The organism is Microbacterium sp. 18062 (assembly GCF_902706225.1).
In the GTDB taxonomy this organism is placed as follows: Bacteria; Actinomycetota; Actinomycetes; order Actinomycetales; family Microbacteriaceae; genus Microbacterium.
The window spans coordinates 1-25,622 of sequence record NZ_CACSKB010000020.1 but is presented as its reverse complement, the minus strand read 5'-3'; the positions used below and the strand labels follow the sequence as shown (position 1 = coordinate 25,622).

Annotated in this window: 25 protein-coding genes, 2 tRNA genes and 1 pseudogene; 14 read left to right on the top strand and 14 right to left on the bottom strand. The window is 69.1% G+C overall.

The window, feature by feature from the left end; all coding sequences use genetic code 11:
- Positions 1–55: 55 nt before the first annotated feature.
- The 3 genes from GVL03_RS09275 to GVL03_RS09265 are packed head-to-tail and all read left to right on the top strand — an operon-like array spanning position 56 to position 2,470.
- Positions 56–991 (top strand): ABC transporter ATP-binding protein, encoded by a 936-nt coding sequence (locus GVL03_RS09275; protein ID WP_159500710.1) that lies wholly within the window; start codon positions 56–58, stop codon positions 989–991.
- Entirely contained in the window at positions 988–1,872 is an 885-nt protein-coding gene (locus GVL03_RS09270) for an ABC transporter permease (RefSeq protein ID WP_159500709.1), read from the top strand. Before GVL03_RS09275 ends, GVL03_RS09270 begins: the two co-directional genes overlap by 4 nt.
- Positions 1,865–2,470 carry a hypothetical protein gene (locus GVL03_RS09265; RefSeq protein WP_159500708.1) on the top strand — a complete coding sequence of 202 codons (606 nt, stop codon included), beginning with the start codon at positions 1,865–1,867 and terminating at the stop codon, positions 2,468–2,470. Before GVL03_RS09270 ends, GVL03_RS09265 begins: the two co-directional genes overlap by 8 nt.
- 223 nt (positions 2,471–2,693) lie before the next feature.
- Here GVL03_RS09265 and GVL03_RS09260 read toward each other — a convergent pair whose 3' ends face one another.
- The 3 genes and pseudogenes from GVL03_RS09260 to GVL03_RS09250 all read right to left on the bottom strand — a co-directional run bounded on the left by GVL03_RS09260 (position 2,694) and on the right by GVL03_RS09250 (position 4,820).
- Positions 2,694–3,257, bottom strand: a complete 564-nt coding sequence (locus GVL03_RS09260; protein WP_235038099.1) for an alpha/beta fold hydrolase — start codon at positions 3,255–3,257, stop codon at positions 2,694–2,696.
- Positions 3,235–3,920: pseudogene (locus GVL03_RS09255) on the bottom strand (IS3 family transposase); the annotation flags it as partial. The gene GVL03_RS09260 and the pseudogene GVL03_RS09255, both read right to left, overlap by 23 nt.
- Positions 3,921–4,208: 288 nt before the next feature.
- A complete protein-coding gene (locus GVL03_RS09250) occupies positions 4,209–4,820 on the bottom strand; it encodes a TetR/AcrR family transcriptional regulator (protein ID WP_159500706.1) in 612 nt (203 codons plus the stop codon).
- A gap of 107 nt (positions 4,821–4,927) precedes the next feature.
- Here GVL03_RS09250 and GVL03_RS09245 point away from each other — a divergent pair, with 107 nt between their 5' ends.
- Together GVL03_RS09245 and GVL03_RS09240 are read left to right on the top strand one after the other, a co-directional pair.
- Complete coding sequence (locus GVL03_RS09245) at positions 4,928–5,272, top strand: EthD domain-containing protein (RefSeq protein ID WP_159500705.1); 345 nt, start codon at positions 4,928–4,930, stop codon at positions 5,270–5,272.
- A gap of 37 nt (positions 5,273–5,309) precedes the next feature.
- Entirely contained in the window at positions 5,310–6,137 is an 828-nt protein-coding gene (locus tag GVL03_RS09240; protein WP_159500704.1) for an SDR family NAD(P)-dependent oxidoreductase, read from the top strand.
- Positions 6,138–6,234: 97 nt separating this feature from the next.
- Here the strand turns inward: GVL03_RS09240 and GVL03_RS09235 are convergent, their stop codons facing one another.
- The gene (locus GVL03_RS09235) at positions 6,235–6,645 is read right to left on the bottom strand and encodes an IS3 family transposase (protein ID WP_159500703.1); all 411 of its coding nucleotides are present in this window, start codon (positions 6,643–6,645) and stop codon (positions 6,235–6,237) included.
- 5 nt (positions 6,646–6,650) lie between these two features.
- Complete coding sequence (locus tag GVL03_RS09230) at positions 6,651–6,956, bottom strand: transposase (protein WP_159500702.1); 306 nt, start codon at positions 6,954–6,956, stop codon at positions 6,651–6,653.
- A gap of 531 nt (positions 6,957–7,487) precedes the next feature.
- Here GVL03_RS09230 and GVL03_RS09225 point away from each other — a divergent pair.
- Entirely contained in the window at positions 7,488–7,943 is a 456-nt protein-coding gene (locus GVL03_RS09225; protein ID WP_159500701.1) for a hypothetical protein, read from the top strand.
- Positions 7,944–8,063: 120 nt separating this feature from the next.
- Here GVL03_RS09225 and GVL03_RS09220 read toward each other — a convergent pair whose 3' ends face one another.
- Positions 8,064–8,774: a hypothetical protein gene (locus GVL03_RS09220; protein WP_159500700.1), complete on the bottom strand. Its 711-nt coding sequence runs from the start codon at positions 8,772–8,774 to the stop codon at positions 8,064–8,066.
- Between the two features lie 107 nt (positions 8,775–8,881).
- On the opposite strand from GVL03_RS09220, the gene GVL03_RS09215 reads away from it, so the two are divergent.
- Positions 8,882–9,094, top strand: coding sequence for an AlpA family transcriptional regulator (locus tag GVL03_RS09215; protein WP_159500699.1), 213 nt, complete (start codon positions 8,882–8,884; stop codon positions 9,092–9,094).
- Positions 9,091–10,206 carry a hypothetical protein gene (locus GVL03_RS09210; RefSeq protein ID WP_159500698.1) on the top strand — a complete coding sequence of 372 codons (1,116 nt, stop codon included), beginning with the start codon at positions 9,091–9,093 and terminating at the stop codon, positions 10,204–10,206. Before GVL03_RS09215 ends, GVL03_RS09210 begins: the two co-directional genes overlap by 4 nt.
- A 51-nt stretch (positions 10,207–10,257) precedes the next feature.
- Here the strand turns inward: GVL03_RS09210 and GVL03_RS09205 are convergent.
- The 6 genes from GVL03_RS09205 to serS form a co-directional block, all read right to left on the bottom strand.
- Positions 10,258–10,349: transfer RNA gene (locus GVL03_RS09205), tRNA-Ser, on the bottom strand.
- Positions 10,350–10,472: 123 nt separating this feature from the next.
- On the bottom strand, positions 10,473–11,753 hold the full coding sequence (locus GVL03_RS09200) for an LCP family protein (protein ID WP_200847122.1): 1,281 nt from the start codon (positions 11,751–11,753) through the stop codon (positions 10,473–10,475).
- 14 nt (positions 11,754–11,767) lie between these two features.
- On the bottom strand, positions 11,768–13,033 hold the full coding sequence (locus tag GVL03_RS09195; RefSeq protein ID WP_235038095.1) for an LCP family protein: 1,266 nt from the start codon (positions 13,031–13,033) through the stop codon (positions 11,768–11,770).
- Positions 13,034–13,181: 148 nt separating this feature from the next.
- A tRNA-Ser gene (locus GVL03_RS09190) sits at positions 13,182–13,266 on the bottom strand.
- A gap of 326 nt (positions 13,267–13,592) precedes the next feature.
- On the bottom strand, positions 13,593–14,516 hold the full coding sequence (locus tag GVL03_RS09185; protein ID WP_235038094.1) for an HAD family hydrolase: 924 nt from the start codon (positions 14,514–14,516) through the stop codon (positions 13,593–13,595).
- The gene (gene serS / locus GVL03_RS09180; RefSeq protein WP_159500696.1) at positions 14,513–15,778 is read right to left on the bottom strand and encodes a serine--tRNA ligase; all 1,266 of its coding nucleotides are present in this window, start codon (positions 15,776–15,778) and stop codon (positions 14,513–14,515) included. Before serS ends, GVL03_RS09185 begins: the two co-directional genes overlap by 4 nt.
- A gap of 185 nt (positions 15,779–15,963) precedes the next feature.
- Here serS and GVL03_RS09175 point away from each other — a divergent pair, with 185 nt between their 5' ends.
- From GVL03_RS09175 to GVL03_RS09165, 3 genes are all read left to right on the top strand, one after another.
- Positions 15,964–16,962, top strand: coding sequence for a diacylglycerol kinase family protein (locus tag GVL03_RS09175; protein ID WP_159500695.1), 999 nt, complete (start codon positions 15,964–15,966; stop codon positions 16,960–16,962).
- Between the two features lie 172 nt (positions 16,963–17,134).
- Positions 17,135–18,487 carry a deoxyribodipyrimidine photo-lyase gene (locus GVL03_RS09170; RefSeq protein ID WP_159500694.1) on the top strand — a complete coding sequence of 451 codons (1,353 nt, stop codon included), beginning with the start codon at positions 17,135–17,137 and terminating at the stop codon, positions 18,485–18,487.
- A gap of 98 nt (positions 18,488–18,585) precedes the next feature.
- The gene (locus GVL03_RS09165; protein WP_373683834.1) at positions 18,586–19,638 is read left to right on the top strand and encodes an LLM class flavin-dependent oxidoreductase; all 1,053 of its coding nucleotides are present in this window, start codon (positions 18,586–18,588) and stop codon (positions 19,636–19,638) included.
- A gap of 185 nt (positions 19,639–19,823) precedes the next feature.
- Here GVL03_RS09165 and pheA read toward each other — a convergent pair whose 3' ends face one another.
- Entirely contained in the window at positions 19,824–20,777 is a 954-nt protein-coding gene (pheA, locus tag GVL03_RS09160; RefSeq protein WP_159500692.1) for a prephenate dehydratase, read from the bottom strand.
- Positions 20,778–20,900: 123 nt separating this feature from the next.
- Between pheA and pgm the strand changes: the two genes are divergently transcribed.
- Positions 20,901–22,544 (top strand): phosphoglucomutase (alpha-D-glucose-1,6-bisphosphate-dependent), encoded by a 1,644-nt coding sequence (gene pgm / locus GVL03_RS09155; protein ID WP_159500691.1) that lies wholly within the window; start codon positions 20,901–20,903, stop codon positions 22,542–22,544.
- A gap of 37 nt (positions 22,545–22,581) precedes the next feature.
- On the opposite strand, the gene GVL03_RS09150 is transcribed toward pgm, so the two are convergent.
- Entirely contained in the window at positions 22,582–23,625 is a 1,044-nt protein-coding gene (locus tag GVL03_RS09150) for a LacI family DNA-binding transcriptional regulator (protein ID WP_235038092.1), read from the bottom strand.
- 129 nt (positions 23,626–23,754) lie between these two features.
- On the opposite strand from GVL03_RS09150, the gene GVL03_RS09145 reads away from it, so the two are divergent.
- A complete protein-coding gene (locus tag GVL03_RS09145) occupies positions 23,755–24,675 on the top strand; it encodes a carbohydrate ABC transporter permease (protein ID WP_159500690.1) in 921 nt (306 codons plus the stop codon).
- Positions 24,672–25,550, top strand: a complete 879-nt coding sequence (locus GVL03_RS09140; protein ID WP_159500689.1) for a carbohydrate ABC transporter permease — start codon at positions 24,672–24,674, stop codon at positions 25,548–25,550. Before GVL03_RS09145 ends, GVL03_RS09140 begins: the two co-directional genes overlap by 4 nt.
- Positions 25,551–25,622 lie beyond the last annotated feature (72 nt).

Here is a 25,622-nt window from a genome sequence, read left to right as displayed (position 1 = left end):
TTTGTGCTAGAAAGTTCATCGCGGCTCTGTCCGCCATAACTCTGACGGAGGCGCCATGGACACTACGCACCCACCCGCGATGATCGACGCGCGCGAGGTCGGCAAGACGTACCGAGGCGATGTGCGTGCGCTCGACGGCGTGACGCTGCGCGTGGCAGCAGGCGAGATATACGGGCTGGTCGGCCCCAACGGGGCGGGCAAGACCACGCTCCTGCGCACGTTGACGGGGCTCATGGCACCGACGAGCGGCAGCATTCGCACCGGCGCCGCAGAGTCGGCCGCGGTGATCGGATCGCTCATAGAGTCTCCCGCGTTCTACCCGTCCATGTCCGGCCACCGGAACCTGACGCTGCTGTGCGCCTACTGGGGAGCCCACGGGGCCGCCGCCGACCGGGCGCTCGAACTGGTCGGGCTGACCACGCGGGACGGGCGCCGCTCCTTTCGTCACTATTCGCTGGGGATGAAACAGCGCCTCGGGATCGCCGCAGCGCTACTGGGCGATCCCGGCATCGTCGTGCTGGACGAGCCGACCAACGGGCTCGATCCCGAGGCGATCGCGGGAGTGCGCGACATCGTGCGAAACCTCCGCGACCAGGGCTGTGCGGTGCTGTTGTCGAGTCATCTGCTGGGCGAGGTCGAGCAAGTCGCCGATCGGATCGGCGTCCTCTCCGCGGGAAGACTCGTCGCAGAGGGCACCGTCGCCGAACTCCGACACACGCTCCGCTCTCGTCGATGGGTCGAGGTGGACGTGGACGACGCCCGCAAGGCGACGGACGTCGGGCTGAAGCTCGGCCTCGCAGTCGCCGACGGCTCCGGTGGACGGTTGCGGTTCGAGTTGAGCGATGCGATCGAGCCGCACGAGGTCAACAGGACGCTGGTCGGTGCAGGCATCCGGGTGAACGCCATCGCCGAGATCGGCGACTCGCTAGAGGCGACGTTCTTCGACCTCATCTCCGATGCCACTCAGTCCGACGAGAGGAACCACCGATGAGCACCCTGGCTGCTGTCCACACCACAGTGTCACCGGGTCGCCCCGGCTTCGCAGGCGCGCTCCGCGGCGAGCTCCTGCTGACGCGTCGCAGAATCAGCGTATGGGTGTCGCTCGCGGTATGGGCGCTCTGCATCGTAGCCTTCGCCTACCTCGTCAGCTACGTCTCCATAGTCGGCGCGGAGTGGTACACGCCCGAGCAGCAGCGCATGTTCGTGGACGCCATGCTCCCCTCGGGGACCTCGTACTACGTCCTCGCTTCGCTGCCCCTCTACGGGGCGCCGCAGTTCGCGATACTCGGCGCGATACTCGGATCGTCAGACTACGCACGCGGAACCATTCGCACGATCATGTCGCGCTTTCCGAGCCGCACAACGTTCATCGCCGCACGCCTGACGAACCTCGCCATCGTCTCGGCCATCGCCGCGATCGTCACGCTACTGACCAGCATTCTTTCCAGCATCGGGGTCGCGATGGCTTCAGAGCGCGAGATGGAGTTCCCCCCGCTCACAGACCTGGCCGCGACCGCCCTGGCCATCTGGCTCGTCGCCCTTGCATTCATCACCATCGGCTTCGCGGTCGGAACAGCGACCCGGAGCATGATCGCTGCTGTCGCGATCGCGATCGGGTGGGTGCTGGGCGTGGAGTCGCTGCTCATCGGCATGCTCGCTCCCGTCATCCCCGCCCTGGAGACCCTGCAGGGCCTCCTCCCTGTCGGAGCGACCTCATCACTCGCGGCGGACTTCCTCCCCGCAGGACAGCAGACCGTCCCGGCGATCGTCGCCACGACGACGCCCGGTGCAGCCGCCGGGGTACTGCTGCTGTGGACCGCGCTTGCCGCAGCGGTGAGCTTCACCCTTACCCGGAGACGTGATCTTGCCTGAGACAACGACGACCGCGTCCGAAGAGCACGGCTCGGCGTTGCGGACGCTCGCGCCCCTGCCGATCATCCAAGCCTTCTTCATGCTCGTCTATGCCGTGTGGTGGAGTCTCGCGTGGCCCGGCTGGGGCACCGCCGCCTTCGCCCTCGCTGTCATCTATGCCATCGTCGTGGCCATCCTGAGCGTGCGGAACATCCGCCACTCGCGCCAGTTCGAGAACATCCCGACCGAGGATGGACGCCGCATCGGACGACAGATGGGCATGCTCATGGGAATCACCTACGGACTCGTCTGGATCGCGATCCTCACCCTCGCCCTCACTGGACAGTTCCGTTGGATCCTGCCCGCTGTCGCCACTCTTATCGCACTCCACTTCTTTCCCTTCGTGCGAATCTTCGACCGGAAGATCGACTACCTGCTCGCTCCGATCGCCCTGACCTTCGCGCTCGTCGGGCTCTGGCTCGCCGCACAGAGCACAATCGACTGGCTCGTCGTCTTCGCGGTCACCGGCATCGGCGGAGCACTCGCCACAGGCGTCTACGCCGGCTACATCCTGCACGGATACTCCCAGCTGGCGAGCCAAGCCGAACAGCCGGAATAGCTGACCACGGAGCACCAGCTCCCCTTCATCGATTTCGCACCGGATTCCCGATGCCAATCTGCTCGACTCTGCGCCCCCAACATATGACTGGCGACTACCCGGCGCGGCTCTGGCGTGCGGGCGCGGGTAACCCATCCCTCCGATCGACGAGTGCGGCGGCCCGGTGGCGTCGATCCATCCTTTGAGCAGTTTTCAGTTATGGACGCAGGCCACCGACGGTAGGTCACGCGAGCTGTCGCAAGAAGGCGACGATCTCAGCGTTGAACTGCTCTGGCGTGTCCGTGTTGAGTTCGTGCCCGCCACCGTCGATGACGCGCAACTGTGCGTTCGGGATGCCGGTTGCAAGTGCTCGTGCGGCGGAGAGGTTTGCGTGGTCTCTTGATCCGCACAGCACGAGCGTCGGGGCGGCGATGCGTGCAAGATGGGGCCGGAAGTCGATGCGTGCAACCTCGGCCAGCACTGCACGCACCCGTTGCTTGCTCGTGCCGTCGGGTGCGACGAGGTGCGCGGGCAGGATTCGCATGAGCGCGGATTGCAGCGTCATGAGCGCGCGCGGCGGATGCACCTGCCCACCCGAGAGCGTGAGCGACGCCACACGGTCGGGATAGTCGATCGCGGTCTGCACGGCGATCATCGCCCCCAGCGACAGCCCACACAGATGCGCCCGGTCGACGCCTCGCCGGTCAAGGTCGCGAATCACGTCTGATGCTGCGCCGGGGAGGGTGAACTCGTGTTCGTCGGCTGAATCGGCCGGGGTTTCGTTCCTATCGGGAGCCTTGTCCGACAGATGCCAGGTTGGCTGATTCGTGGTCAGCGTAGTACGCGTTCTCGATTTCGATCGGGGTGCGCATGTCGAGCTCGCCGTGGAGGCGGGAGTTGTTCCACCACCACACCCATTCCAGGGTCGCGAGTTCGACCTGCTCGACCGTCCTCCACGGGCCTTGTTGGCGGATGAGTTCGGTCTTGTAGAGGTTGTTCACCGCGTCTGCCATCGCGTTGTCGAAGCTGTCGCCGACGGTTCCCGTCACCCGCCTCGACTTGCGGACGCCGCGCACCCCGGCCAGGCGCATGAGGCGTTCGGTCTGGTCTCGGCCGACATCCCGCCCCTGGCGGCGCATCAGCGCGTGCATCTTCCGACGCCCGTAGACCCCGTAGTTCTCCGCATGCAGCCGCGCGACCTCCGCAACGAGCAGTTCGTCTCGCAGGCGCCTGGCTGACGGCGGGCGCCGTTTCGCGGCGCGATACCCGCGAGAGGTGATGAACCCACGAACCGCCGAGCTCAGCACGCGGCAGATGGCCTCGACCCCGAACTGATCCCGATGCTCGTCGATGAAGCGGATCATTTCGTCGCGGGGCGATCGAGTTCCTTCGCGAAAAACACGCTCGCCGCCCGCAGGATCTCGTTGGCGCGTCGCAACTCGGCGACCTCGCGACGCAGCCGGGCGTTCTCCTAAGGTGACGTGCACTTCCCGGATCAGCCCAGTCAGCCACTGACGGCGCAGCTCGGACTGGGGCAGAGGCTTCCGTTTGACGCGGTAGTAGTGCTGCCGGGCCACCCCGAGAACGCGGCAGCAGCGGTCGATCGGGACTTGACCGATGGCCCGAACGAGGAGGATCTCGCGAGACTCCGGCGTGCCGAACGATGTGGTGAACGGCGAGACTGGCGGCAGGATGTTCCGCCGCACCTCGAACGGGGTGTGCTCCTACCGAGATCCGTGTGCCATCCGCGGCCGGTGGATCAAGGCCGCAGGGGAACCTCACCGCAGATGTGTGATACGGCATTGTCGATCAGTGCGCCCTCGTCTTGCCACGGGAATCCCGGCAGCGATGGCCTGAGAACGGCGATCCCATGCAGTGTCGCGAAGAGCGTCTGCGCGTCCCGAATGAGATCTTCGTCAGAGCTTCCCCTTCCCGCTGGCGTATACCGCATGGTCTCAATGAGCACGTCGAAGGCCTTGATGCCTTCCCGGTACGGATGGGGCGGCGAGACGATGTTTGAGGAGGCCCTTTCGAAGAGAACTCGGTACTGGCCCGGATAATCGCGGGCGAAGCGTACGTAGGCCGTACTGAGGGCGCGAACCGCCTGAACTCCGGCCTGCGCAGAACCGACCGCCGCCGCACCTATCTCGGCGAGGCGCTCGAATCCACGCTCGACCACTGCGTCGAGGATCGCGTCCCGGTCGGAGAAGTGTGGGTAGATCGACGGTGCTGCGATGCCCGCCTCCCGGGCGATCGCCCGCAGCGTCACCGCCTCACTCGAGGCCCGCTCTGCGAGCAGGCGCTCGGCCGCCTCGATGATCTCCGAACGCAACTCACCGCCGAAGCCGCGCTTGTTGCCCACGCGCTTCACAACCGGACTTGATCCCATCCGGCCACGCTACCAGACTTCGACTAACGCGCGTTAGGTGACTGTGCTATGGTCGACTTACATGTGTTAGTCAACGAACTGGAGATGCGATGATCAAGCTCACGATCCTCATGCGCCGCAAGGCGAACCTCACGCGCGAGGAGTTCATCGCGTACCACCGCGAGCAGCACGCGCCGCTGTTCATGTCGATCGGCGCCGTGCGTGACAACGTGCGCCGCTACGTGCAGCAGCACGCGGTCGACGCGGAACTGCCGGGCTTGCCCGCGCCGACCTTCGACGGGGCGACTGAGCTGTGGTTCGACGACTTCGATGGCATCGGCCGCGTCTTCGGCGACCCGGAGTACCTCGCGGTGATCCGTCCCGACGAGCAGAAGTTCATCGACCTAGCCGGCTGCGAGTTCCTCGTCACCGTCGAGAACCCGGTCCACGGTTGACCGCCGCCGATCCCGCACTCCGAGGAGGAATCAGGAAATGAACAAGACCATCGTGATCACCGGCGCAAGCGACGGGATCGGCGCTGCGGCGGCGACCCAACTCCACCGCTGCGGCCACCGAATCGTGATCGTCGGCCGATCCGAGGAAAAGACGCGCCGCGTCGCCTCGGCCATCGCCGCCGACCGCTTCACCGCGGACTTCGGTGACCTCGGCTCCGTTCGCGCCCTCGCGGCGACGCTGACGGATCGCTACCCGCGGATCGACGTTCTCGCCAACAACGCCGGCGGGGTGTTCGGCACCCGGGACAAGACGGCGGACGGCCACGAGAAGACCTTCCAGGTCAACCATCTTGCCCCGTTCCTGCTGACGAGCTTGCTGATGCCGACCCTCGTCTCGAGCTCTGCGACCGTGATCCAGACCGCGAGCGTCGCGGCCAGGCTCTACGGGAAGATCGACCCCAGCGACCTGGAGAACGACAGTCGCTACTCGGCCAACAAGGCCTACGGCGACTCCAAGCTGGAGAACATCCTCTTCACCAAGGAGCTCGACCGCCGCTACCGCGCCCAAGGGATCAGCGCCGTTGCCTTCCATCCGGGCTTCATTCGCTCAGGTTTCGCCGCCGACACCACCAGCTTCGGCATGAAGCTCGTCTACTCGAATCCGATCGGCAGGCGCTTCCTCAGCACAGCAGAACAGGGTGCCGACCAACTCGTCTGGCTGGCGCAGTCCGCGCCAGGCACAGACTGGCAGCAAGGGGCCTACTACGAGAAGCGGCAGGTCACGACACGCATCAACCCGCAGGCCAACGACGCGGGTCTCGCCCGCGAGCTGTGGGATCACAGCCTGGCGATACTCGGCATGTGAGCCGATGACATGACGCACGTCGAAGGCGCCAAGAAACGGCGGCAGCGGCCGAGGCCGCCTCCCGTGTTCGCCGGACGGCGTCGCGACGTAGGTCACGTCACAGACCCACAGCCTCCTCGGCACGGGCGCCGTGAAGCGCCTGTTCACCAGATCGGCGCAGCGTGGTCGTCTTGTCGGAGCGGGTCGTGAACACCCGCTTCGACTTGCGCACTCCTCGCACTCCGGCGAGGCGCATGAGGCGTTCGGTCTGGTCTCGGCCGATGTGCCATCCCTGGCGGCGCATCAGCGCGTGCATCTTCCGGCGCCCGTAGACGCCGTAGTTCTCCGCATGCAACCGCGCGACCTCCGGCACCAGCAGGTCATCACACAGCTGCCGCGCCGAGGGTGCACGGCCGACGGCGGCGCGGTAGCCGCGGGAGGTGAGGAACCCCTGCACTGCCGGTCTGAGGACGCGGCAGATGAGCTCGACCCCGAAACGATCCCGGTGCTCGTTGACGAACCGGATCATCTCGGTCAGGGGCGGTCGAGCTCCTTCGTGAAAAACACACTCGCAGCCTTGAGGATCTCGTTTGCCTTGCGAAGCTCGGCGTTCTCCTTCTGCAGCCGTCTGATCTCCGCCGCCGCATGGGTGGTCACGCCCGGCCGCTGCCCAGCATCGACCTCGCGACGCCGATGCCACACACGCAGCGTCTCCGCGCTCATGCCGAGCAACCCGGCGACATACCGGACCGCGGTCATCAGGTTCGGATGCTCGGGCTTGGCCTCGTCCAGCATCCGCAGCGCGCGCTCACGCATCTCCGGCGAGTACTTCTGATCCATCAGGTTCCATCCTTACTTGAAGAACGGAACAGAAGTCAGGCCGATTCACTTCTGGCACCCCTACGGTGGAACCGCCGGGCCCGAGCTAGATCTCAACTGTTCGCCGGCGTGATAGCAGGCCCTGAGATGCTTCCTCCCGTAGCGAACTGAGGCCCACGGCCAGTACAACTCATCCGCCGAGCCCTAGGGTCGCGGTGAGAGGGCAACGGGAGAGGGACCTCATCACCTGGCGGGGTCCCTCTCCCGTCCCGCCGGCATTGTAGGCCGGTGCGTTGCACCTGGGACGCGGCCGGTATCCCTAGGAGGCCGCAGTAACCTTTGACCATGACCCCATTGCGTCACGAGATTGATCTGCGTCCGGCTCAGGCCGTCGCGGCGCTACTGGATGCAACGGGAGAACGAGTTACGTCGGTCGTCCCTCCCGGCTACGAGGCTTACGTTCGCATTCTCAATCCGATCGAGCTGCGCGACGGCTCCACTGCTTCCTGGACCGATGTCGTCACACGGAGCGGAGTCGAGCCGCGAGCGTGGATGCAATGGCCGGAGCTCGTGGCCGTGGACGGTGTCGTTCTTCCCGACGGCGGTGTGGAGCCCGACATGGGCAGTCCTCCGGCTTCGCTGGCGAGGCATCTCATCGAGGCGCTCCGTCCGGATCGCGGCGTGCACCACTTCGCGTCCTGGGCCGGATATGCCATGGAGATATCGGAGCCGTACGTTCCGTTTTCTCCGTATCGACGCGAGATGGTGCTCTACTCCGGACCCCTGATCGACGAGGAGGGGTCGCCGATCGTGCCGACCACCGCGACCGGACGCGTGCCCATGTACTGGTGGCCGAAGGACCTCCGCTGGTTCGTCGGTCAGGACATCTATGCGCGCAGCCTCATCGTCGGATGCGCCCGAGCCACGGCCCGCACGATTCTCGAATCTGACCAACTCGACGCGTATCCCGTTAGTTCTTCTGACGACATCCTCAACGAGGAGTTCTAGACGATCGAATCAGTCGGCCGAGCCGGATGACCTGGGGACGCGGTCGATGAACTTGCCACCGATGACGGGGCCGGAAATCTGTCGGACGCGGCGACCATCGCGGGGGCGGCCGATAGTCTCCTACCCCGCCCTGCCCTGGCGACCGGGCGGGAGCAGGCCACGGGCTCGGGCGCGGGTGACCCAGCCCTGCGCCGTGGACAGTGCGACGCCGCTGATGTCGGCCATCGTCGCGGAGGGGTTCGGATCGCCGTGGCCTGCGAGCCGGCCGTGCTGGAGCGCGACCAGCTCGTAGAAGTCCGGGGTCTTCTTCGGATCGCCCAGCGGCTTGAGCAGGTCGCGCTCGGACACCTTGCGGCCGGAGGGAAGGACGATCTTGCCGCCGGTGATCGTCTCGGCGCGCGTCATGGCGAATAGCCGCTTGTTGATCGACGCCTCGATCCTCGCCGTCGGCAGCTCGCGGAGCAACTGGCTCGTGATCGGATCGCCCGGTCGCCAGGGAAGGTAGATGACGCCGGTGATCCGCACCTCCTCGGGAACGGCGAAGGTTTGGCGCTGGAGGCGGATCAGCACCCGGGTCGCGGTGGCGGTGTGCTCGATGTAGCGCCAGCGACCGTCGATCGTCTCGTTCGCCTCGGAGTCGAGCTGCGCCTGCCGGTCGGCGTCGGTGGCGGCCTGGTCGTTGTAGCCCAGGATCGCGTCGATCTGCTCGCTTGCGTCGTCGTCCCGCTCTCCGGGGAACCGAGACGGAAGGTGCCACCCGTCGGGCAGGTCAGCAGCGACGATCAGGCCGTCATAGGACTGATCGCCGGGGCGGCGCGGGGATGCGGGCATGAGGCGAGTCTAGCGAACCTGGGAGTTATCTCATGTAGTTGCGGTTATCTGCGTTACGGTCTATTCTCAAATATCCGCAACTATCTGAGGAGTGAGAGGAGGCCAGGATGGGCGAGAGCACGGAGGGCGTCGTGCAGACCGGGCCGGCGCCGCTGTTCTACTCCGAGGAGGAGACGGCGGCGCTGCTCGGTATCCACCGCACGACCCTGCGCGCCCTCGCCGTGTCCGGCCAGGCTCCGGTGGAGCCGATTCGGCTCACCCAGCACAAGCGCGTCTACCGGCGCATCGACGTGGAGCGCTTGGCGGGGGTTGTCGAGTGATCGAGCCACGCACGACCAAGGCGGGCAAGACCTACTACCTCGTCCGGGTCAAGTCCGGCCGGACGCTCGTGGCGTCCAAGTCGTTCGACACCAAGCGCGAGGCCGAGGTCTGGGAGCGCAAGCAGAAGCACCTCATCGAAACGGGGCGGCCCCTGGCCCCCAAGCGGTCATTCACGCTGCAAGAGCTGGTGACGATGTTCCTCGCCGCACGACAGGGCGGCAACCCTCACACCGTGGACACCGACCGCAACAACCTCGATACCATCCCCGCAAAGATGCTCACCCGGCCACTCGCGTCGATCCAGGCCGACGACATCCGCGCGCACCTGCTCGCGGAGCTGCGCGGCGGCAAGGCCGCCTCGACCGTCGCTCGCGCCAAGACGACCCTGAGCGCGCTGTTCACCTACGCCGACGAACAAGGCTTGCTGCACCAGCCGCACCCGGTGCGGACCATGAAGAAGATTCCTGAGCTGGGCACCGTCGCGCTGCGCGCGGTGAACCCGAACGAGATTCCCTCGCCCGGCCGCGTCGCCGCCGTGCTCGCGACGCTGCGGCAGCGACGTAGTGACATCGCGGACGTGTTCGAGTTCATGTCGCTGACCGGCGTGCGCTGGGGCGAGCTGCGCGCGATCCGCGTCCACTGGCTCTCCGAAGTTCCGTTCCCTCAGCTCAACGTCGAACGGTCGCACTCCGACCGCTACGAGGAGAAGGCCCCGAAGTCCTGGCGCGGCACCCGCCCTGTGCCGCTGTCGCCGCGAGCCCTGGCGATCTTCCGGCACTACGCGACGGGCAAGGCGGCCGACGACTACCTGTTCACCAATCAGCAGGGCGGGCAGCTCTCCGTCGGCGTCGCCCGCAAGTTCCCGCTCGGCTTCCGCCGCCACGCGCTCCGGCACTTCGCCGCATCGACCTGGCTGCGCCTCGGCACCCCCGTCCACGAGGTCGCCGAGTACCTGGGCGACGATGCCCGCACTGTCCTCGCGGTCTACGCGCACGTCCTCGGCGAAGGACAACGCCGCGACCATGTGCGCCGCCTCGCGGCCGCCGAAGAGTTCGGCCGCAGCGGGGGTCACCTGGGGGTCACCTCGAAGGGTCCGAGCCTCGGACTCTGATCGCCAACCCTGACGGTTGAGCCGGAAAAATGGCTCTTGACCTGGGAAAAATGGCGGAGACGGAGGGATTTGAACCCTCGGTCCGCTTACGCGGACTCCACCTTAGCAGGGTGGTGCACTAGGCCTGACTATGCGACGTCTCCAGGTGCACGGTTCGCGCCGCCGCGCACACCCGCCCATCATACCGGGTCGTCCCGCGGATGCAGAACCCACCGCCGCACCTACCGACCCGCTCGCGACACCGCCCGATCCGCGACCTGCCGCGACTACCCCTCTGGCACCGTGCAGGTCACCTGGGCCGCCGTCTGGCCCGGGATCTGCGACGGCAGCGCCACCGCCTCGTCCGACGGAACGGCGGCGTCCGGCGCGGTCTCCTCCGGCACGGCGTCCTCCGCCGGCGCAGCGTCCTCCGGCACAGTCTCGGTCGGCGGCGTCGCGGGCGGTGCCTCGCCGGTCACCTCGACGCCGAACCCCCCGCTGGCGTCGCCGGTCAGCTGCAGCGGTCGGTTCTCTCGGAGTGCCGCGAACAGGGCGTCCGCCGCATCCGTGATCGGCCGTAGACCATCGCCGCTGTAGTACGTCGGGTACTGCACGAAGACGATGTCCTCGAACGGCACGTCCTTCAGGGCCATCGCGATCTGCACCATGAGGTTCGGGTTCGCCAGGCGCGTGTCGAGCACGAGCTGCTTGTCGCGCACCTGCTGCAGCGCGGTCGAGGCGAAGCCGAGCAGGGTGGCCGGGTCGCCGAATACCGCGTCGCTCTGCAGCTTACGCACGAGCGCCGACATGAACTGCTGCTGATTCGAGATGCGGCCGAGGTCGGACCCGTCGCCGATGCCGTGCCGGATGCGGAGGAACTGCAGCGCCTGCACCCCCTGCAGCGTGTGGGTGCCCGCCGAGAGCGCGAGCCCCGTGTGCCGGTCCGAGATGTCGCCCTGGACGCACACGTCCACACCGCCGACGGCGTCGGAGAGGTTGATCACACCGGTCCACCGGATGGCCGCGGCGAACTGGATCTCCTCGCCGGTCAGCGCCTCGACGGTCGCGACCGAGCAGGCGAGGCCTCCGTGCATGTACGAGGCGTTGATCTTCTCGATCCCCCCGCCCCGCGTCCGGCCCTCGTCGTCCTCGCACTCGGGAACTTCGACGTACGTGTCGCGCGGGATGGAGACGACTGTCACCCGGCGCGGCTCGTCGCTGATGTGCACGAGCATCGTCACGTCGTTGCGCTCACCGCCGTCGTCGTCGATGCCGCAACGGGGAAACAGCGCCAGGTCCTGGCCTTCGCACGAATCGGTGCCGACGAGCAGCAGGTTCACCCCGCCCTCGATCTCGCCGATCCCGGGCGGCAGCGCCGCGTCGTCGCCGCCGATGTCTACCGCATTGTCGCGGATAGCCGTCGCCGCATCCCACACGTGGAAGCCGACCACACCGGTGACCGCGGCGATGCCGACGAGCACCGCGACCGCCACCATCGAGACGACCTGCGACACCGGATGCGGCGAGCGCAACCGGCCATGCCGCGCGATCGGGGTGCGATCGCGCATCCGCGCGGACAGCACTAACGCAGGTTGCCGTTCGAACAGGTCTCTTCGGCCGCGGTCTGACCCGTGATCGAGGACGGGAGCTCGGCGACCGTCGACGGGTCGACCGTCGTCTCGGTCTCCGCCGGCTCCTCGGTCTCGGTCGACTCCTCGGCGGGCGTCTCGGTCGGCTCCACCACGATCGTGCCGTCACCCTGGCTGCTCTCCCCGGTCAGCACGAGCTGCTGGTTCGCCTCGAGCGCCGCGAACAGCGCATCGGCCGCATCGTAGTTCGGGACCACCTTGTTCGAATCGGAGGGATCCGTGTACGTCGGATACTGCAGGAACACGATGTCGTCGTAAGGGACGTCCTTCACCGCGAGCGCGATCTGCACGAGCGTGATGGGGTTCGTGAGGCTCTGACTGGGCGTGACATTGTCGACCGCGACCGATGCGAGCTTGTACAGCGTGCCCGCATCCGACAGCACGTCGTCGCTCACGAGCTTGCGGGCGAGCCGAGACATGTACTGCTGCTGGTTCGAGATGCGGCCGAGGTCACCGCCGTCGCCGACACCGTGCCGGGTGCGCAGGAACTGCAGCGCCTCGAGTCCCTGGATGTTGCGCGTGCCGGCCGGCCAGTCGATGCCCGTGTACCGGTCCCGGATGCCGTTCGCGATGCACACGTCGACGCCGCCGACGGCATTCGTGATCTCGATCACGCCGCCCCACGTCACCTTCGCCGCGTAGGGGATGCTCTGCCCTGTCAGCTGCGAAATGGTCTTCACCGTGCACGACAGTCCGCCGTAGGTGAACGTCGAGTTCAGCGGCTGCTTGCTCATCGCCGAGGTCGTCGAGCCGTCCTCCTGCTCGCACGACGGGATCGGGATCATGAGGTCCCGCGGGAACGAGATCACCGTCACGCGCCGCGGGTTGTCGGAGATGTGCACGAGCAGGTTGACATCGTTGAGCTCGCCACCCGCATCCGCCCCCGTGCACCGCTCGCCGAAGTACGCGGCGTACTCCTCCTCGCACGCATCGGTGCCGGCGAGGAACAGGTTGACGCCGCCCTCGATCTCCCCGATGTCCGGCGGCACGGACTCCTGCCCCTCGAGTGCGACCGCGTCGTCGGTGAAGTTCGTCGCAAGGCTCCACACGTTGTAGCCCACGACGCCCACGCCGGCCACCAGCACGACGGCGAGGCCGACGGCGAGGATCTTGAGAAGCTGCGTGACCGGATGCGGCGAGCGCAACTGGCCATGGCGCGCCACGGTCTCGCGGCGCCCAGGTCGGTTCGTCGGGCTCACTCGTGTCCTCTCGTGCAGCTGATGCGGTGCGGCGCACGCCCCCAAGCGGTACGCCCCCACGCGACGCGTCTCGTGGAGTGACGACAGGGACGAACCCGCGCCCCCCAGATGGTATGCCGCCGACCCTGAAGGGTCGCCGACATTCCCGCGGAGGGTGTGGGATTCGAACCCACGGGACATCTCTGCCCACTGGTTTTCAAGACCAGCTCCATCGGCCGCTCGGACAACCCTCCCGACGGGCCGGGTGACCGGTATCCGTCGAACGAGCCCCGAGTCTAGTCGACGGCGCTGCGCGTCATTCTCGCAACGGCGTCTGGACGGGTGCTGCACGACGCGCCCGAGCGAGCAGAGTCCGTCCGGCAGGCGTCAGTCGCTCAGCACCTCTCGGCGTGCGAAAGGTCGGGTCGCTGCCCTTCGTCTCGTCGCTTCGCTCCTCGCTCAGGGACCGAGAGCGGAGACTCTCGGGTCAGCTTCTCCGCGCCCCTGCGGGGCGCTCCGTGGGGCGCGAAAGTCCGGTCGCTGAGCGAGCGCAGCGAGACGAAGCGTGAGGACTCTCGCATCAGAGCGCGCGCAGGACCGCCGCGGCGCCGCCTTCGGTGACCGATGCGGTGCTCTCGCCGGCCGCAGCGTGGACCTCCTGCGGCCCCTGCCCCATCGCGACCGCGCGACCGCCGTGCTCGAGCGTCCACGCGAACATGCCGATGTCGTTGCGGCCGTCCCCCATCACCAGCACCCGCGATGGCTCGGCGCCCAGCCAGCCGCTCACGAGCGCCAGGGCGGTGCCCTTGTCGACGCCCTTGGGCGCGATGTCGAGCCACGCCGTCCACCCGACCGCGTACGAGACCTGGTTGAGGCCGACCCGCTCGACGAGCTCGACGAAGTCGCTCTCGGTGCGCTCGGGCGAGACCACGACCACGCGGGTGACCGGCCGGCGCGAGAGCTCCTCGAACGAGACGCGATCGGCCCGGTCGAGGTTCCAGTCGTCCATGTAGTCCGTGTACTCACGGCGTCCGTCGGGCAGCTCCACGAGGTAGTGCGCGTCGGGCAGGTGCTCGCGCAGCAGCACCAGCACCTCGTGCGCGTCGAACGTCTCGGTGTGGAAGCGCTCGTAGCGCGGCGCACGATCCGCCCCGTCGTCGACGCGCTTCATGATGACCGCCCCGTTGGAGCAGACCGCGAAGTCGGGCGCGATCTCGAGCACCTCGTGGATGCGGCTGGTGGCCTCCCAGCTGCGTCCGGTCGCGAGCATCACCCGGTGCCCCGCGCGCTGCGCGTGCGCGACCGCCTCGACGATGCCCGGGCTCGGAGTCTCGTCCTCGAGGATCACGGTGCCGTCGACGTCGAGGGCGATGAGCATCGGCGCGTTCGCCGCATCCGTCTCCGCCCCCTCGACGCTCTCGGCGAGCTCCTCGACGAGCTCCGCCGCCTCCTCGTAGCTCTCGACCTCGACCTCGCCGGTGTCGGGCAGTCGCGCGTCGTTCACGCGATCGGCTCCAGCACCTCGAGGCCGCCGAGGTACGGGCGCAGCACCTCGGGCACCGTCACCGAGCCGTCCTCGCGCTGGTGCGTCTCGAGGATCGCGACGATCCAGCGCGTCGTGCCGAGCGTGCCGTTGAGCGTTGCGACGGGTGCCGTCCTGCCGCCCTCGGGACGGTGCCGGATGTCGAGGCGCCGCGCCTGGTACGTCGTGCAGTTGCTCGTGCTGGTGAGCTCGCGGTAGGCGCCCTGGGTGGGCACCCAGGCCTCGACGTCGTACTTGCGCGCGGCCGACGAGCCGAGGTCGCCCGCGGCCACGTCGATGACGCGATAGGCCAGGCCCAGGTCCTGCAGCATCCGCTCCTGCATCGCGACCAGCCGCAGGTGCTCGGCCTCGGCCTCGGCGGGATCGGCGTAGACGAACATCTCGAGCTTGTTGAACTGGTGCACGCGGATGATGCCGCGGGTGTCCTTGCCATACGAGCCCGCCTCGCTGCGGTAGCAGGTGGACCAGCCGGCGTAGCGCTTCGCCCCGGCGGCCAGGTCGAGGATCTCGTCCATGTGGTAGCCGGCGAGGGGCACCTCGCTGGTGCCGACGAGATAGAGGTCCTGCTCCTCGAGGTGGTAGACCTCGGCGGCGTGCTTGCCGAGGAAGCCGGTGCCGCGCATCACCTCGGGACGCACGAGCGTGGGCGGGATCATCGGGGTGAACCCGGCCTGCAGCGCCCGGTCGAGCGCGAGCGTCATCAGCGCCAGCTCGAGGCGGGCTCCGATGCCGGTGAGGAAGTAGAAGCGGCTGCCCGAGACCTTCGTGCCGCGCTCCATGTCGATGGCGCCCAGCTTCTCGCCGATCTCGAGGTGGTCGCGCGGGGCGAAGTCGAACGTCGGGATCTCGCCGTGCGTGCGGAGCGTGACGAAGTCGTCCTCGCCGCCGGGGGGAACACCGTCGATGACGATGTTCTCGATCTGGGAGAGCGCCTCGACGGCGGCCTCCTCCGCGACGGTCACGGCCTGCTGCGCGGCCTTGACCCGGTCGCTCAGCTCCTTGGCCTCGGCCACGAGCGCGGCCTTCTCGTCCTTCGGCGCCTGCGCGACCCGCTTCCCGTGCGCGTTCTGCGCGGCGCGCAGCTCCTCGAACGCGGTGATGGCGGCGCGACGCTCACGGTCGGCGGCGACGGCCGCGTCGACCGTCTCCGGCGACTCCCCCCGCGCCTGCTGCGAAGCTTTGACGAGCTCGGGGGCGTCGCGAAGGAGAGCGAGATCGATCACGCGCCAAGTCTAGACGGGCTGCGACGGGGTATCGGCGGCGCGGCGCTGCTCCTCTCTGCGCGCTCTCTGCGCGCAACTCCTCCTCCGGCGCACCCGCGGCGTCCGGCAGCGCTGTCGGCCGCGTCCCGACGGTCTTCCTGAGCCGTGCGCGGCCGCAGCGGAACACCGGCGGCTATCGTGTGACCATGACAGCGGATGCGGCGGGGCAACGCCGCGCCGCCCTCGTCTACAACCCCACGAAGGTCGACGCCCACCAACTGCGTGGCCAGGTCACGCACTTCGCACGGCACGCCGGCTGGGCCGATCCCCTGTTCTTCACCACGACGGTGCAGGATCTCGGCCAGGGTCCCGCCCGCGAGGCTCTCGCCCAGCACGCGGATGCGGTGCTGGTGGCCGGTGGCGACGGCACCGTGCGAGCGGTGGCCGAGGCGCTCGTCGGCACTGGGGTGCCGCTGACGATCGTGCCGAGCGGCACCGGCAACCTGCTGGCCCGCAACCTGCGGCTGCCGCTCGACGACCCGGAGCGGATCATCCGCACCGCGTTCGCCGGCGACCGCCTGCGGGTGGACGTCGGCTTCGCGGAGCTCCGGCGCGCCGACGGCACCGCACAGACGCACGGCTTCGTCGTGATGGGCGGGATCGGCCTGGACGCCGCCATGATCGCCAACACCAGCCCGGCTCTGAAGAAGAGCGTCGGCTGGGTCGCCTACGTCGACGGCGCCGCCCGCTCGCTGGTCGCCGCCAAGCCGTTCCGCGTCGTCTACCAGGTCGGCGGGCACCGCATGCACTCGGCGCGCGTGCAGAGCGTGCTCTACGCCAACTGCGGTTCGCTGCCCGCCGGGCTCGAGCTCATCCCCGAGGCGTCCGTCGTCGACGGCTCGATGGATGTCGCCGTCTTCCAGCCGAAGGGCTGGTGGGGGTGGATCTTCGTGTGGCGCCGCGTCGCGTGGGACAACAGCGTGCTGCGCCGCTTCCGCGCCGGGCGCCGTGTGCTGTCGCTGCGCACCCGCGACAACTCCGTGCGGTACGCACGCGGCGCGACGCTGGACGTGGCCGCGTCCGGTCCGCAGCCCGTGCAGCTCGACGGCGACGAGTTCGGCGAGGCCGTGCACATCAAGGCCCGGATCGAGCCCGGCGCCCTCACGGTCACGGTGCCCCCGGGCCACGACGTCGGCCGGCTCTGAGCCCCGTCTGATCCCCCGCCGGCATGGCCCCTCCCGTCCGATCCCGCGCCGGTTCAGCCCAGCCCCGCCGGCCCATCACAGGCCCGCCCGATCCCCGCGCCGGAGCGGCGAGGCCGACCGAGAGCGTGTCAACCCTCGCGAGCGGAAGCCGGCCGCCCGCGAGGATGGCAGCATGACCAGCCCCTCGATCGTGTGGTTCCGCGACGACCTGCGCCTGGCCGACAACCCCGCCCTCCGCGCCGCGGTCGACCGCGGCGAGCCGGTCGTCGGGCTGTACGTGCTCGACGAGCGGTCGCCCGGGATCCGCGCCCTCGGCGGCGCCGCGCGCTGGTGGCTGCATCATTCCCTCGCCTCCCTCGCCGATCGCCTGCGCGAACGCGGCGGCGTGCTCGTGCTCCGGCGAGGACCCGCGGCCGAGGTCGTGACCGCGATGGCGGCGGATGCCGGCGCCGGCGCGGTCTTCTGGAACCGCCGCTACGGCGACGGCGAACGCGAGATCGACGCCGGGCTGAAGTCCCGGCTGCGCGAGGACGGCCTGGAGGTGCGCTCGTTCGGCGCGAACCTGCTCTTCGAGCCGTGGACCGTGCAGACCGGTCAGGGCACGCACTTCTCCGTGTTCACCCCGTTCTGGCGGGCGTGTCTGCACCTGCCCGCGCCGCGACGGCCCCTGCCGGAACCCCGCGAGATCACCGGTCCCGGGCGGCATCCGTCGTCCGACGACCTCGCCGACTGGGCGCTGCTTCCGACCTCGCCGGACTGGGCCGGGGGCCTCCGCGAGGCATGGCAGCCCGGCGAGCCCGCGGGCCGGGCTCGCCTCGGCGCGTTCCTCCGCGACGACCTCGCCGACTACGACACCGCCCGCGACGAGCCCGCGTCCGGGGTGACGTCGGCATTGTCACCGCGGCTGCGCTGGGGCGAGGTGAGCCCGCACACGGTGTGGCACGAGACCCTGTCGACCGGTGCGGATGCGGGCAGGTTCCTGTCCGAGCTCGGCTGGCGCGAGTTCGCGTGGCACACGCTCTTCCACCATCCCGACCTCGCCGCGGTCAACCTGCGCCGCCGGTTCGACGCCTTCCCGTGGCCGCGCCTTCACCCGGCGCAGCTGCGCGCCTGGCAGCGGGGACGCACCGGCGTCCCGCTCGTCGACGCCGGCATGAACGAGCTCTGGCGCACCGGCGTCATGCACAACCGGGTGCGGATGGTGGCCGCGTCCTTCCTCGTGAAGAACCTGCTGATCGACTGGCGGCGGGGCGAGGAGTGGTTCTGGGACACCCTCGTCGACGCGGATGCGGCCAGCAACCCGTTCAACTGGCAGTGGGTCGCAGGCTCCGGGGCGGATGCGGCGCCGTACTTCCGCATCTTCAACCCCGAGACGCAGGCCACGAGGTTCGACCCGCACGGCGAGTACGTCTCGCGCTGGGCGCCGGGTTATGCGCACGGGGATGCGCCCGAACCGATCGTCGATCTCAAGGCGACCCGGTCACGGGCCCTCGACGCCTATGAGAAGGTCAAGAACGCCGACTGACGCCGAGGCGCCGGCGGGTCGCGCGCGGATGCCGGCGGCACCGGAAGGCCGGTGCGGGCTCGCGGTCGGGAATGGCCGTCCGCGAACCCTGGTTGACGATGGCGATGAGCATCTCCCTCTCGGTCCTCGACCTCGTGCCCGTGCGCACTGGCCAGACCAGCGCCGACGCGGTCGCCGCGTCCCTCGCCCTCGCCGAACGCGCCGACGAGCTCGGCTTCACCCGCTACTGGTTCGCCGAGCACCACAACATGCCCGCGGTCGCCTCGACGACCCCGCCCGTGCTGATCGCCGCCGCCGCCGCGCGGACCCGCCGCATCCGGGTCGGATCCGGCGGCGTGATGCTGCCGAACCACTCCCCGCTGATCGTGGCCGAGCAGTTCGCCGCCCTCGAGGCGATCGCCCCCGGGCGCATCGATCTCGGCATCGGGCGCGCTCCCGGCAGCGACCCGGTCATCACCCAGCTGCTGCACCGCAGCGGCACGACGAGCGACGTCGAGCGGTTCCCCGACCACATCCGCGACATCCTGGCGCTCACGAGCGACGACGGCGCGACCGTGCAGTTCTCCTCGGGCGGCACCTACACCGTGCGCGCGACGCCCGCCGCGACCGGTACCCCCGAGGTGTGGCTGCTCGGCTCGAGCGACTACTCCGCTCAGCTGGCCGCGGCATCCGGTCTGCCGTACGTGTTCGCGAACCACTTCTCCGGAGAGGGCCTCGACCGGGCGCTGCGGCTCTATCGCGAACAGTATCGGCCGAGCGCCGCGCACCCCGAGCCGCGCACGTTCGTCACCGCGAACGCCGTGGTCGCACCGACCGCCGACCAGGCCTGGGCGCGCGCGCTGCCGCAGGTGCGGATGATGGCGCGGCTGCGCACCGGGCGTCCCCTCGTGGCGCTCGAGACGGTCGAGGAGGCGCGCGACGCGGAGGCCTCGGACGGCCTCGCGGCGCCCTTCGCGGACTGGGCACGCTCGTCGTGGTTCCTGGGCACGCCGGCGGATGCGGCATCCGCCCTGCGCGCGTTCGCCGCCGAGCACGGCGTCGACGAGATCATGATCTCGCCCGTCGCCGGGGCCTTCGCCGCCGAGCCGCAGGATCTCCCGCTCGGCCGCGTGCAGACCCTCGAGCTGCTCAGCGCCGAGCTCGCCGCGTAGCCCCTGCGGAACCCTCCGTGGAGTGACGAAGGCCCGGTCGCTGCCCCTCGTCTCGTCGATCCGCAGGGACCGAGAGCACGAGACTTTCGCTTCAGCTGCTCAGCGCCCCTGCGGGGCACTCCGTGGGGTGGGGAAAGCCCGGTCGCTGAGCGAGCGCAGCGAGACGAAGCGTGAGGACTTTCGGGTCAGCCCTCGGGTTCGCCGCTGACCAGGCCCCGCAGCCAGTCGCGCGCCTCGACGAACACGTCGTCGGAGTACCGGTCGGGGTAACGGTTGATCACCCGGTCGGCGCGCGGGTACGAGCCGAGGAAGATCATCTTCGGGCTGAAGCGGCGAAGGCCGAGCAGGGCGTCCGCCATCCGCTCGTCGAGGATGTGCCCGTCGGCGTCGATCACGAACCGGTACCGGCCCAGTGCGTCGCCGATGGGCCGGGAGGCGAGCAGGCTCAGGTTGATGCCGCGCGTCGCGAACTGCTCCAGCATCTCGAGCAGCGCGCCGGGGTGGTCGTCGGGCAGCTCGACGACGAGCGAGGTCTTGTCCGCCCCGGTCGGGGCGGGCGGGGCGACCGTGCGCGCCACGAGCACGAAGCGCGTGACGGCGTCCTTCTTGTCGCCGATCCCCTCCGCGAGCAGCTGCAGGTCGTGGTGCTCGAGGATCCCGGGGGGCGAGATCGCCGCATCCGCATCGCTCGTGCCGTCGATGAGGCCGAGGGCGCTGGCGACGTTGCTGGATGCGGGCAGGTGGGCGTGGCCGGGCAGCTCGCGGCCGAGCCACTGCAGGCACTGCGCGTAGGCCACCGGGTGCGCGGCGACGAGCGAGACGTCGGCGAGGCTCGTGCCGGGGCGGCCGACGAGCACGAAGTTCACCGGGACCAGGTACTCGCCCACGATCCGCAGGCCCGGCATCGTCGCGAGGGCGTCCTGCGCCGTCGACACCCCGCCGTCGACCGAGTTCTCGATCGCGATCATCGCCGCGTCCGACCGCCCCTCGACGACGTCGGCGAGCGCCTCGGCGACGTTGCGCACGGGGTTCCAGCTCTGACCGCGCGCCTCCGGGACCTGCGCGAGCGCGGCCTCGGTGAACGTGCCTGCGGGGCCGAGATAGCTGTAGGTACGACGGGCGGATGGGGGGGTGGTCACGGGGATTCAGCCTAGACCCGCTCCGTCTCGAGGCGCTGTTCACGCCCCGTCACCTGGTCCGCGGCGAGCGAAACCTGCGACCAGCGGCGTGACCGGAGCCGCCGCGCACGGCAGACTGGGGGGATGAGCCGTGCCGGAGCACCCGCAGAAGCATCCGATCTCATCGACATCGACGAGCTGATCAACGCCTACTACGACCGCAGACCGGATGCCTCGGTGCCCGAGCAGCGCGTCGCGTTCGGCACGAGCGGCCACCGCGGATCGAGCCTGTCGACGAGCTTCAACGAGGACCACATCCTCGCCACCACCCAGGCGATCGTCGACTACCGCACCGCGCAGGGGATCGCGGGCCCCCTGTTCCTCGGTCGCGACACGCACGGTCTGTCGCTCCCAGCCGAGCGCAGCGCCATCGAGGTGCTCGTGGCCAACGGCATCGACGTGCGGGTCGACTCGCGCGACTCCTGGGTGCCCACGCCCGCGCTCAGCCACGCGATCCTCGCCTACAACCGCGAGCGCGAGGCCTCCGACCCGGGCCGAGGTGACGGCATCGTCGTCACGCCGAGCCACAACCCGCCCCGCGACGGCGGCTTCAAGTACAACCCGCCGAACGGCGGCCCCGCCGACACCGATGCGACGGGCTGGATCGCGAACCGCGCGAACGAGCTGATCGCCGACGGCCTCGAGGGGGTGCGGCGCACCCGGTTCGCCGACATCGATGCCGACGCCCTCGGTCAGTACGACTTCCGCGAGGCGTACGTGCGCGACCTCGAGACGATCATCGACATCCCGGCGATCAAGAAGTCCGGCATCCGCATCGGCGCCGATCCGCTGGGCGGCGCGTCCGTCGACTACTGGGCGCTCATCGCCGAGCACTACGGGCTCGACCTCACGGTCGTGAATCCGGACGTCGACCCGACGTGGCGGTTCATGACGCTCGACTGGGACGAGAAGATCCGCATGGATCCGTCGTCGCCGAACGCGATGGCGGCCCTCGTCGCCCGCCGCGACGAGTACGACATCCTCACCGGGAACGACGCGGATGCGGACCGCCACGGCATCGTGACGCCCGACGCCGGGCTCATGAACCCGAACCACTACCTGGCCGTCGCGATCGACTACCTGTTCTCGCACCGCGCCGGATGGTCCGCCGGGGCGGCGGTCGGCAAGACGCTCGTGTCGTCGATGATCATCGACCGCGTGGTCGAGGCGCTCGGCCGCCCCCTCTACGAGGTGCCGGTCGGTTTCAAGTGGTTCGTCCCGGGACTGCTCGACGGGTCGGTCGCGTTCGGCGGCGAGGAGTCCGCGGGGGCCTCCTTCCTGCGCTTCGACGGGAGCGTGTGGACCACCGACAAGGACGGCATCCTGCTGTGTCTGCTCGCCGCCGAGATCCTCGCGGTCACCGGCAAGACTCCGTCGGAGCGCTATGCGGAGCTCGAGGACACCTACGGCGCATCGGTCTACCAGCGCGTCGACGCCCCGGCGACGCCCGCCCAGAAGGCCGCGCTCGCGAAGCTGTCGCCGGATGCGGTGACCGCGACCGAGCTCGCGGGCGAGGAGATCACGGCGAAGCTGTCGCACGCGCCCGGCAACGGCGCGGCGATCGGCGGCCTCAAGGTCGTCACGGCCGACGCGTGGTTCGCCGCACGCCCCTCCGGAACCGAGGACGTCTACAAGCTGTACGCCGAGTCCCTGCGCGGCGAGAACCACCTGCGCCTCGTGCAGGACGAGGCCCGGGCGGTCGTCACCGAGGCGCTCGGCGGGGCGTAGCCCCGGCGACGCGGAGCCGGCAGGGGCACCGGGCAGGTCAGCGCCGCGGGCCGGAGCTCTCGCGGACGACCAGCTCGGTGGGCACGAGCAGGCGATCGGCGCCCGGCCCCTGGCCGTCGATCTCGGCGAGAAGCGCGCGGATCGCGGCCGAGCCGACGCGGTCGAAGTGCTGGCGCACCGTCGTCAGCGGCGGCCAGTAGTTCGCCGAATCCGGCATGTCGTCGAACCCGACGACGCTCACGTCTCCCGGCACCCGCCGACCCGCCTCGTGCAGCGCGCGGATCACCCCGAGCGCCATCTGGTCGTTCGCCGCGAACACGGCGGTGATGTCCGCATCCGCCGCGATGGCCCGCCCGAGCGCGTAGCCGGACTCCGCCGTCCAGTCCCCCACGAGCACCCGGGGCACCCGCGCGTCGTGCGCCTCGAGCGTCTCGCGCCAGGCGTCGCGGCGTCGCTCGGCGGCGTACGACTCGAGCGGCCCGGAGATGTGCCAGACCGTGTCGTGTCCGAGATCCAGCAGGTGGTCGGTCGCGAGCCTCGCCCCCTCCGCCTGATCGTTGTCCACGACCGGATACTCGTAGCCGGCGCTGGAGTCGACGACCACCACCGGAAGCCCGCTCGGCAGGGCCAGCTCGGTCTCCCCCAGCCGATGCGTCTCGATCAGGATCACGACGCCGTCGACAGCGTGCTCGACCAAGCGCACGAAGGCGCCCGACACGTCGGACTGGGTCGCCGACTCCACCGTGATGAGCGTCAGCGAGTATCCGCCCTCGGCGGCGACCGAGGCGACCGCGTCGAGCGTGCGGGTGTTGCCGTAGCTCGACAGCGAGAACATGATCACGCCGATGCTGCGGAAACGCCCGGATCGCAGCGCGCGCGCTGCGCTGTTCGGGCGATACCCCAGCCGGTTCATCGCCTCGAGCACCCGCGCCCGCGTATCCGGGTCCACGTTGGCGCGGCCGTTCGCGACGCGCGACACCGTCTGCCCGGAGACCTTCGCCTCCGCCGCGACGTCGGCCATGGAGACTTCGCGTCGACGCGACCGCTGCTCGGTCGGGGCGGATGCCACGTCTTCCCCCATATCGGGCTCCTCCTCGATGTTGACGTTGACATGCTAGCGCGAGGGAGTTATGTTTACGTCAACATATCCCGCGCCCCCTGCGATGCAGCGTCGGCGCGGCACCTGCATCACAGAAGAGGCACCCGGACGATGACGACCACCACGGCACCACCCCGGGCCACGCGCCCGGCGAGAAGGCGGCGGATCGGCGTCGAGCAGCGCGGCTGGATCTTCGTCGCACCCTTCGCGATCGTCTTCGCGCTGGTCTTCCTCGCACCGCTCGCCTACGCGCTGTACCTCAGCTTCTTCCGCGAGCAGATCGTCGGCGGCAACGCCTTCGTCGGCCTGGACAACTACCTCGCCGCGTTCACGGACCCGAAGCTGTGGGACGGCTTCGTGCGCGTGCTGCTGTTCCTGCTCATCCAGGTGCCGATCATGCTGGTGCTCGCTCTGGCCGCGGCCCTCGCGATCGACAGCGTCCGACTCCACGCGTCCGGCCTGTACCGGATCGTCATCTTCCTGCCGTACGCCGTGCCCGCCGTCGTCGCCGTGCTCATGTGGGGCTACATCTACGGCGACCGGTTCGGCCTCGCCGGCAACATCAACGATCTGCTCGGCGCCGAGGTGCTGAAGCCCTTCGTTCCCCAGTGGATGATGGTCTCGATCGGCAACATCGTGACGTGGCAGTTCGTCGGCTACAACATGCTGATCTTCTACTCGTCGCTGAAGACGATCCCCGGCGAGCTGTACGAGGCCGCATCCCTCGACGGCGCCGGCACGTGGCGCACGATCCTCTCGATCAAGCTCCCCGCCCTCCGCGGCTCGATCGTGATCGCGACCATCTTCTCGATCATCGGCAGCTTCCAGCTGTTCAACGAGCCCAACATCCTCAAGCCCCTGGCGCCCAACACGATCACGACGTTCTACACGCCCAACATGTACGCGTACAACCTGTCGTTCGCGGGCCAGCAGTACAACTACGCCGCCACCATCGCGATCATCATGGGTCTCATCACCGCGATCATCGCCTACGTCGTGCAGCTGCGCGGATCCCGTCAGGAGATGCGATGAGCGCCCCCGCCTTCGCCCGGAGGACGCCGCCGGCACGGCGCAGGTCCGTCGTCCTCACCGTCGTGATGAGCCTGTTCCTCCTCTACACGCTGCTCCCGCTGTTCTGGCTCGTCATCAACGCCACCAAGACGCAGGGCGACCTGTTCAGCACGTTCGGCCTGTGGTTCGGCGACAGCTTCAACCTCGGGGACAACATCGTCGAGACCTTCACCTACCGCGACGGCATCTTCCTGCGGTGGCTCGGCAACACCCTGCTGTACGTGGTGCTCGGCGCCGGCGGCGCGACAGTCCTCGCCACGATGGCAGGCTACGGTCTCGCGAAGTACGACTTCCGCGGACGCAAGGCGGTCTTCGCCGTCGTCATCGGCGCCGTGGCCGTCCCGGGCACGGCGCTCGCGGTGCCGACGTTCCTCATGTTCAGTCAGCTGGGGCTGACGAACACGCCGTGGGCGATCATCATCCCGTCGCTGATCAGCCCATTCGGGCTCTACCTCATGTGGGTGTTCGCGAGCGACGCGGTGCCGACCGAGCTGCTGGAGGCGGCCCGAGTGGACGGCGCGGGCGAGTTCCGCACGTTCTTCACCATCTCGGCGAAGCTGCTCGCCCCCGGCATCGTCACCGTGCTGCTGTTCGCTGTCGTCGCGACCTGGAACAACTACTTCCTGCCGCTGATCATGCTGAGCGACCCCGCCTGGTACCCGCTCACCGTCGGTCTGAACCAGTGGAACGCGCAGGCGACCGGCGCCGCCGCGCAGCCCATCTACAACCTCGTGATCACGGGCTCGCTCCTGTCGATCATCCCCATCGTCGTCGCATTCCTCCTGCTGCAGCGGTTCTGGCAGTCGGGGCTCAGCGCCGGAAGCGTCAAGCAGTGACGAGGGGCGCTGCCTGACGCCGCACTCCCCCCCCACCACCACCCCGGGGCGGGACGCTCCGGGGTGGTGGTG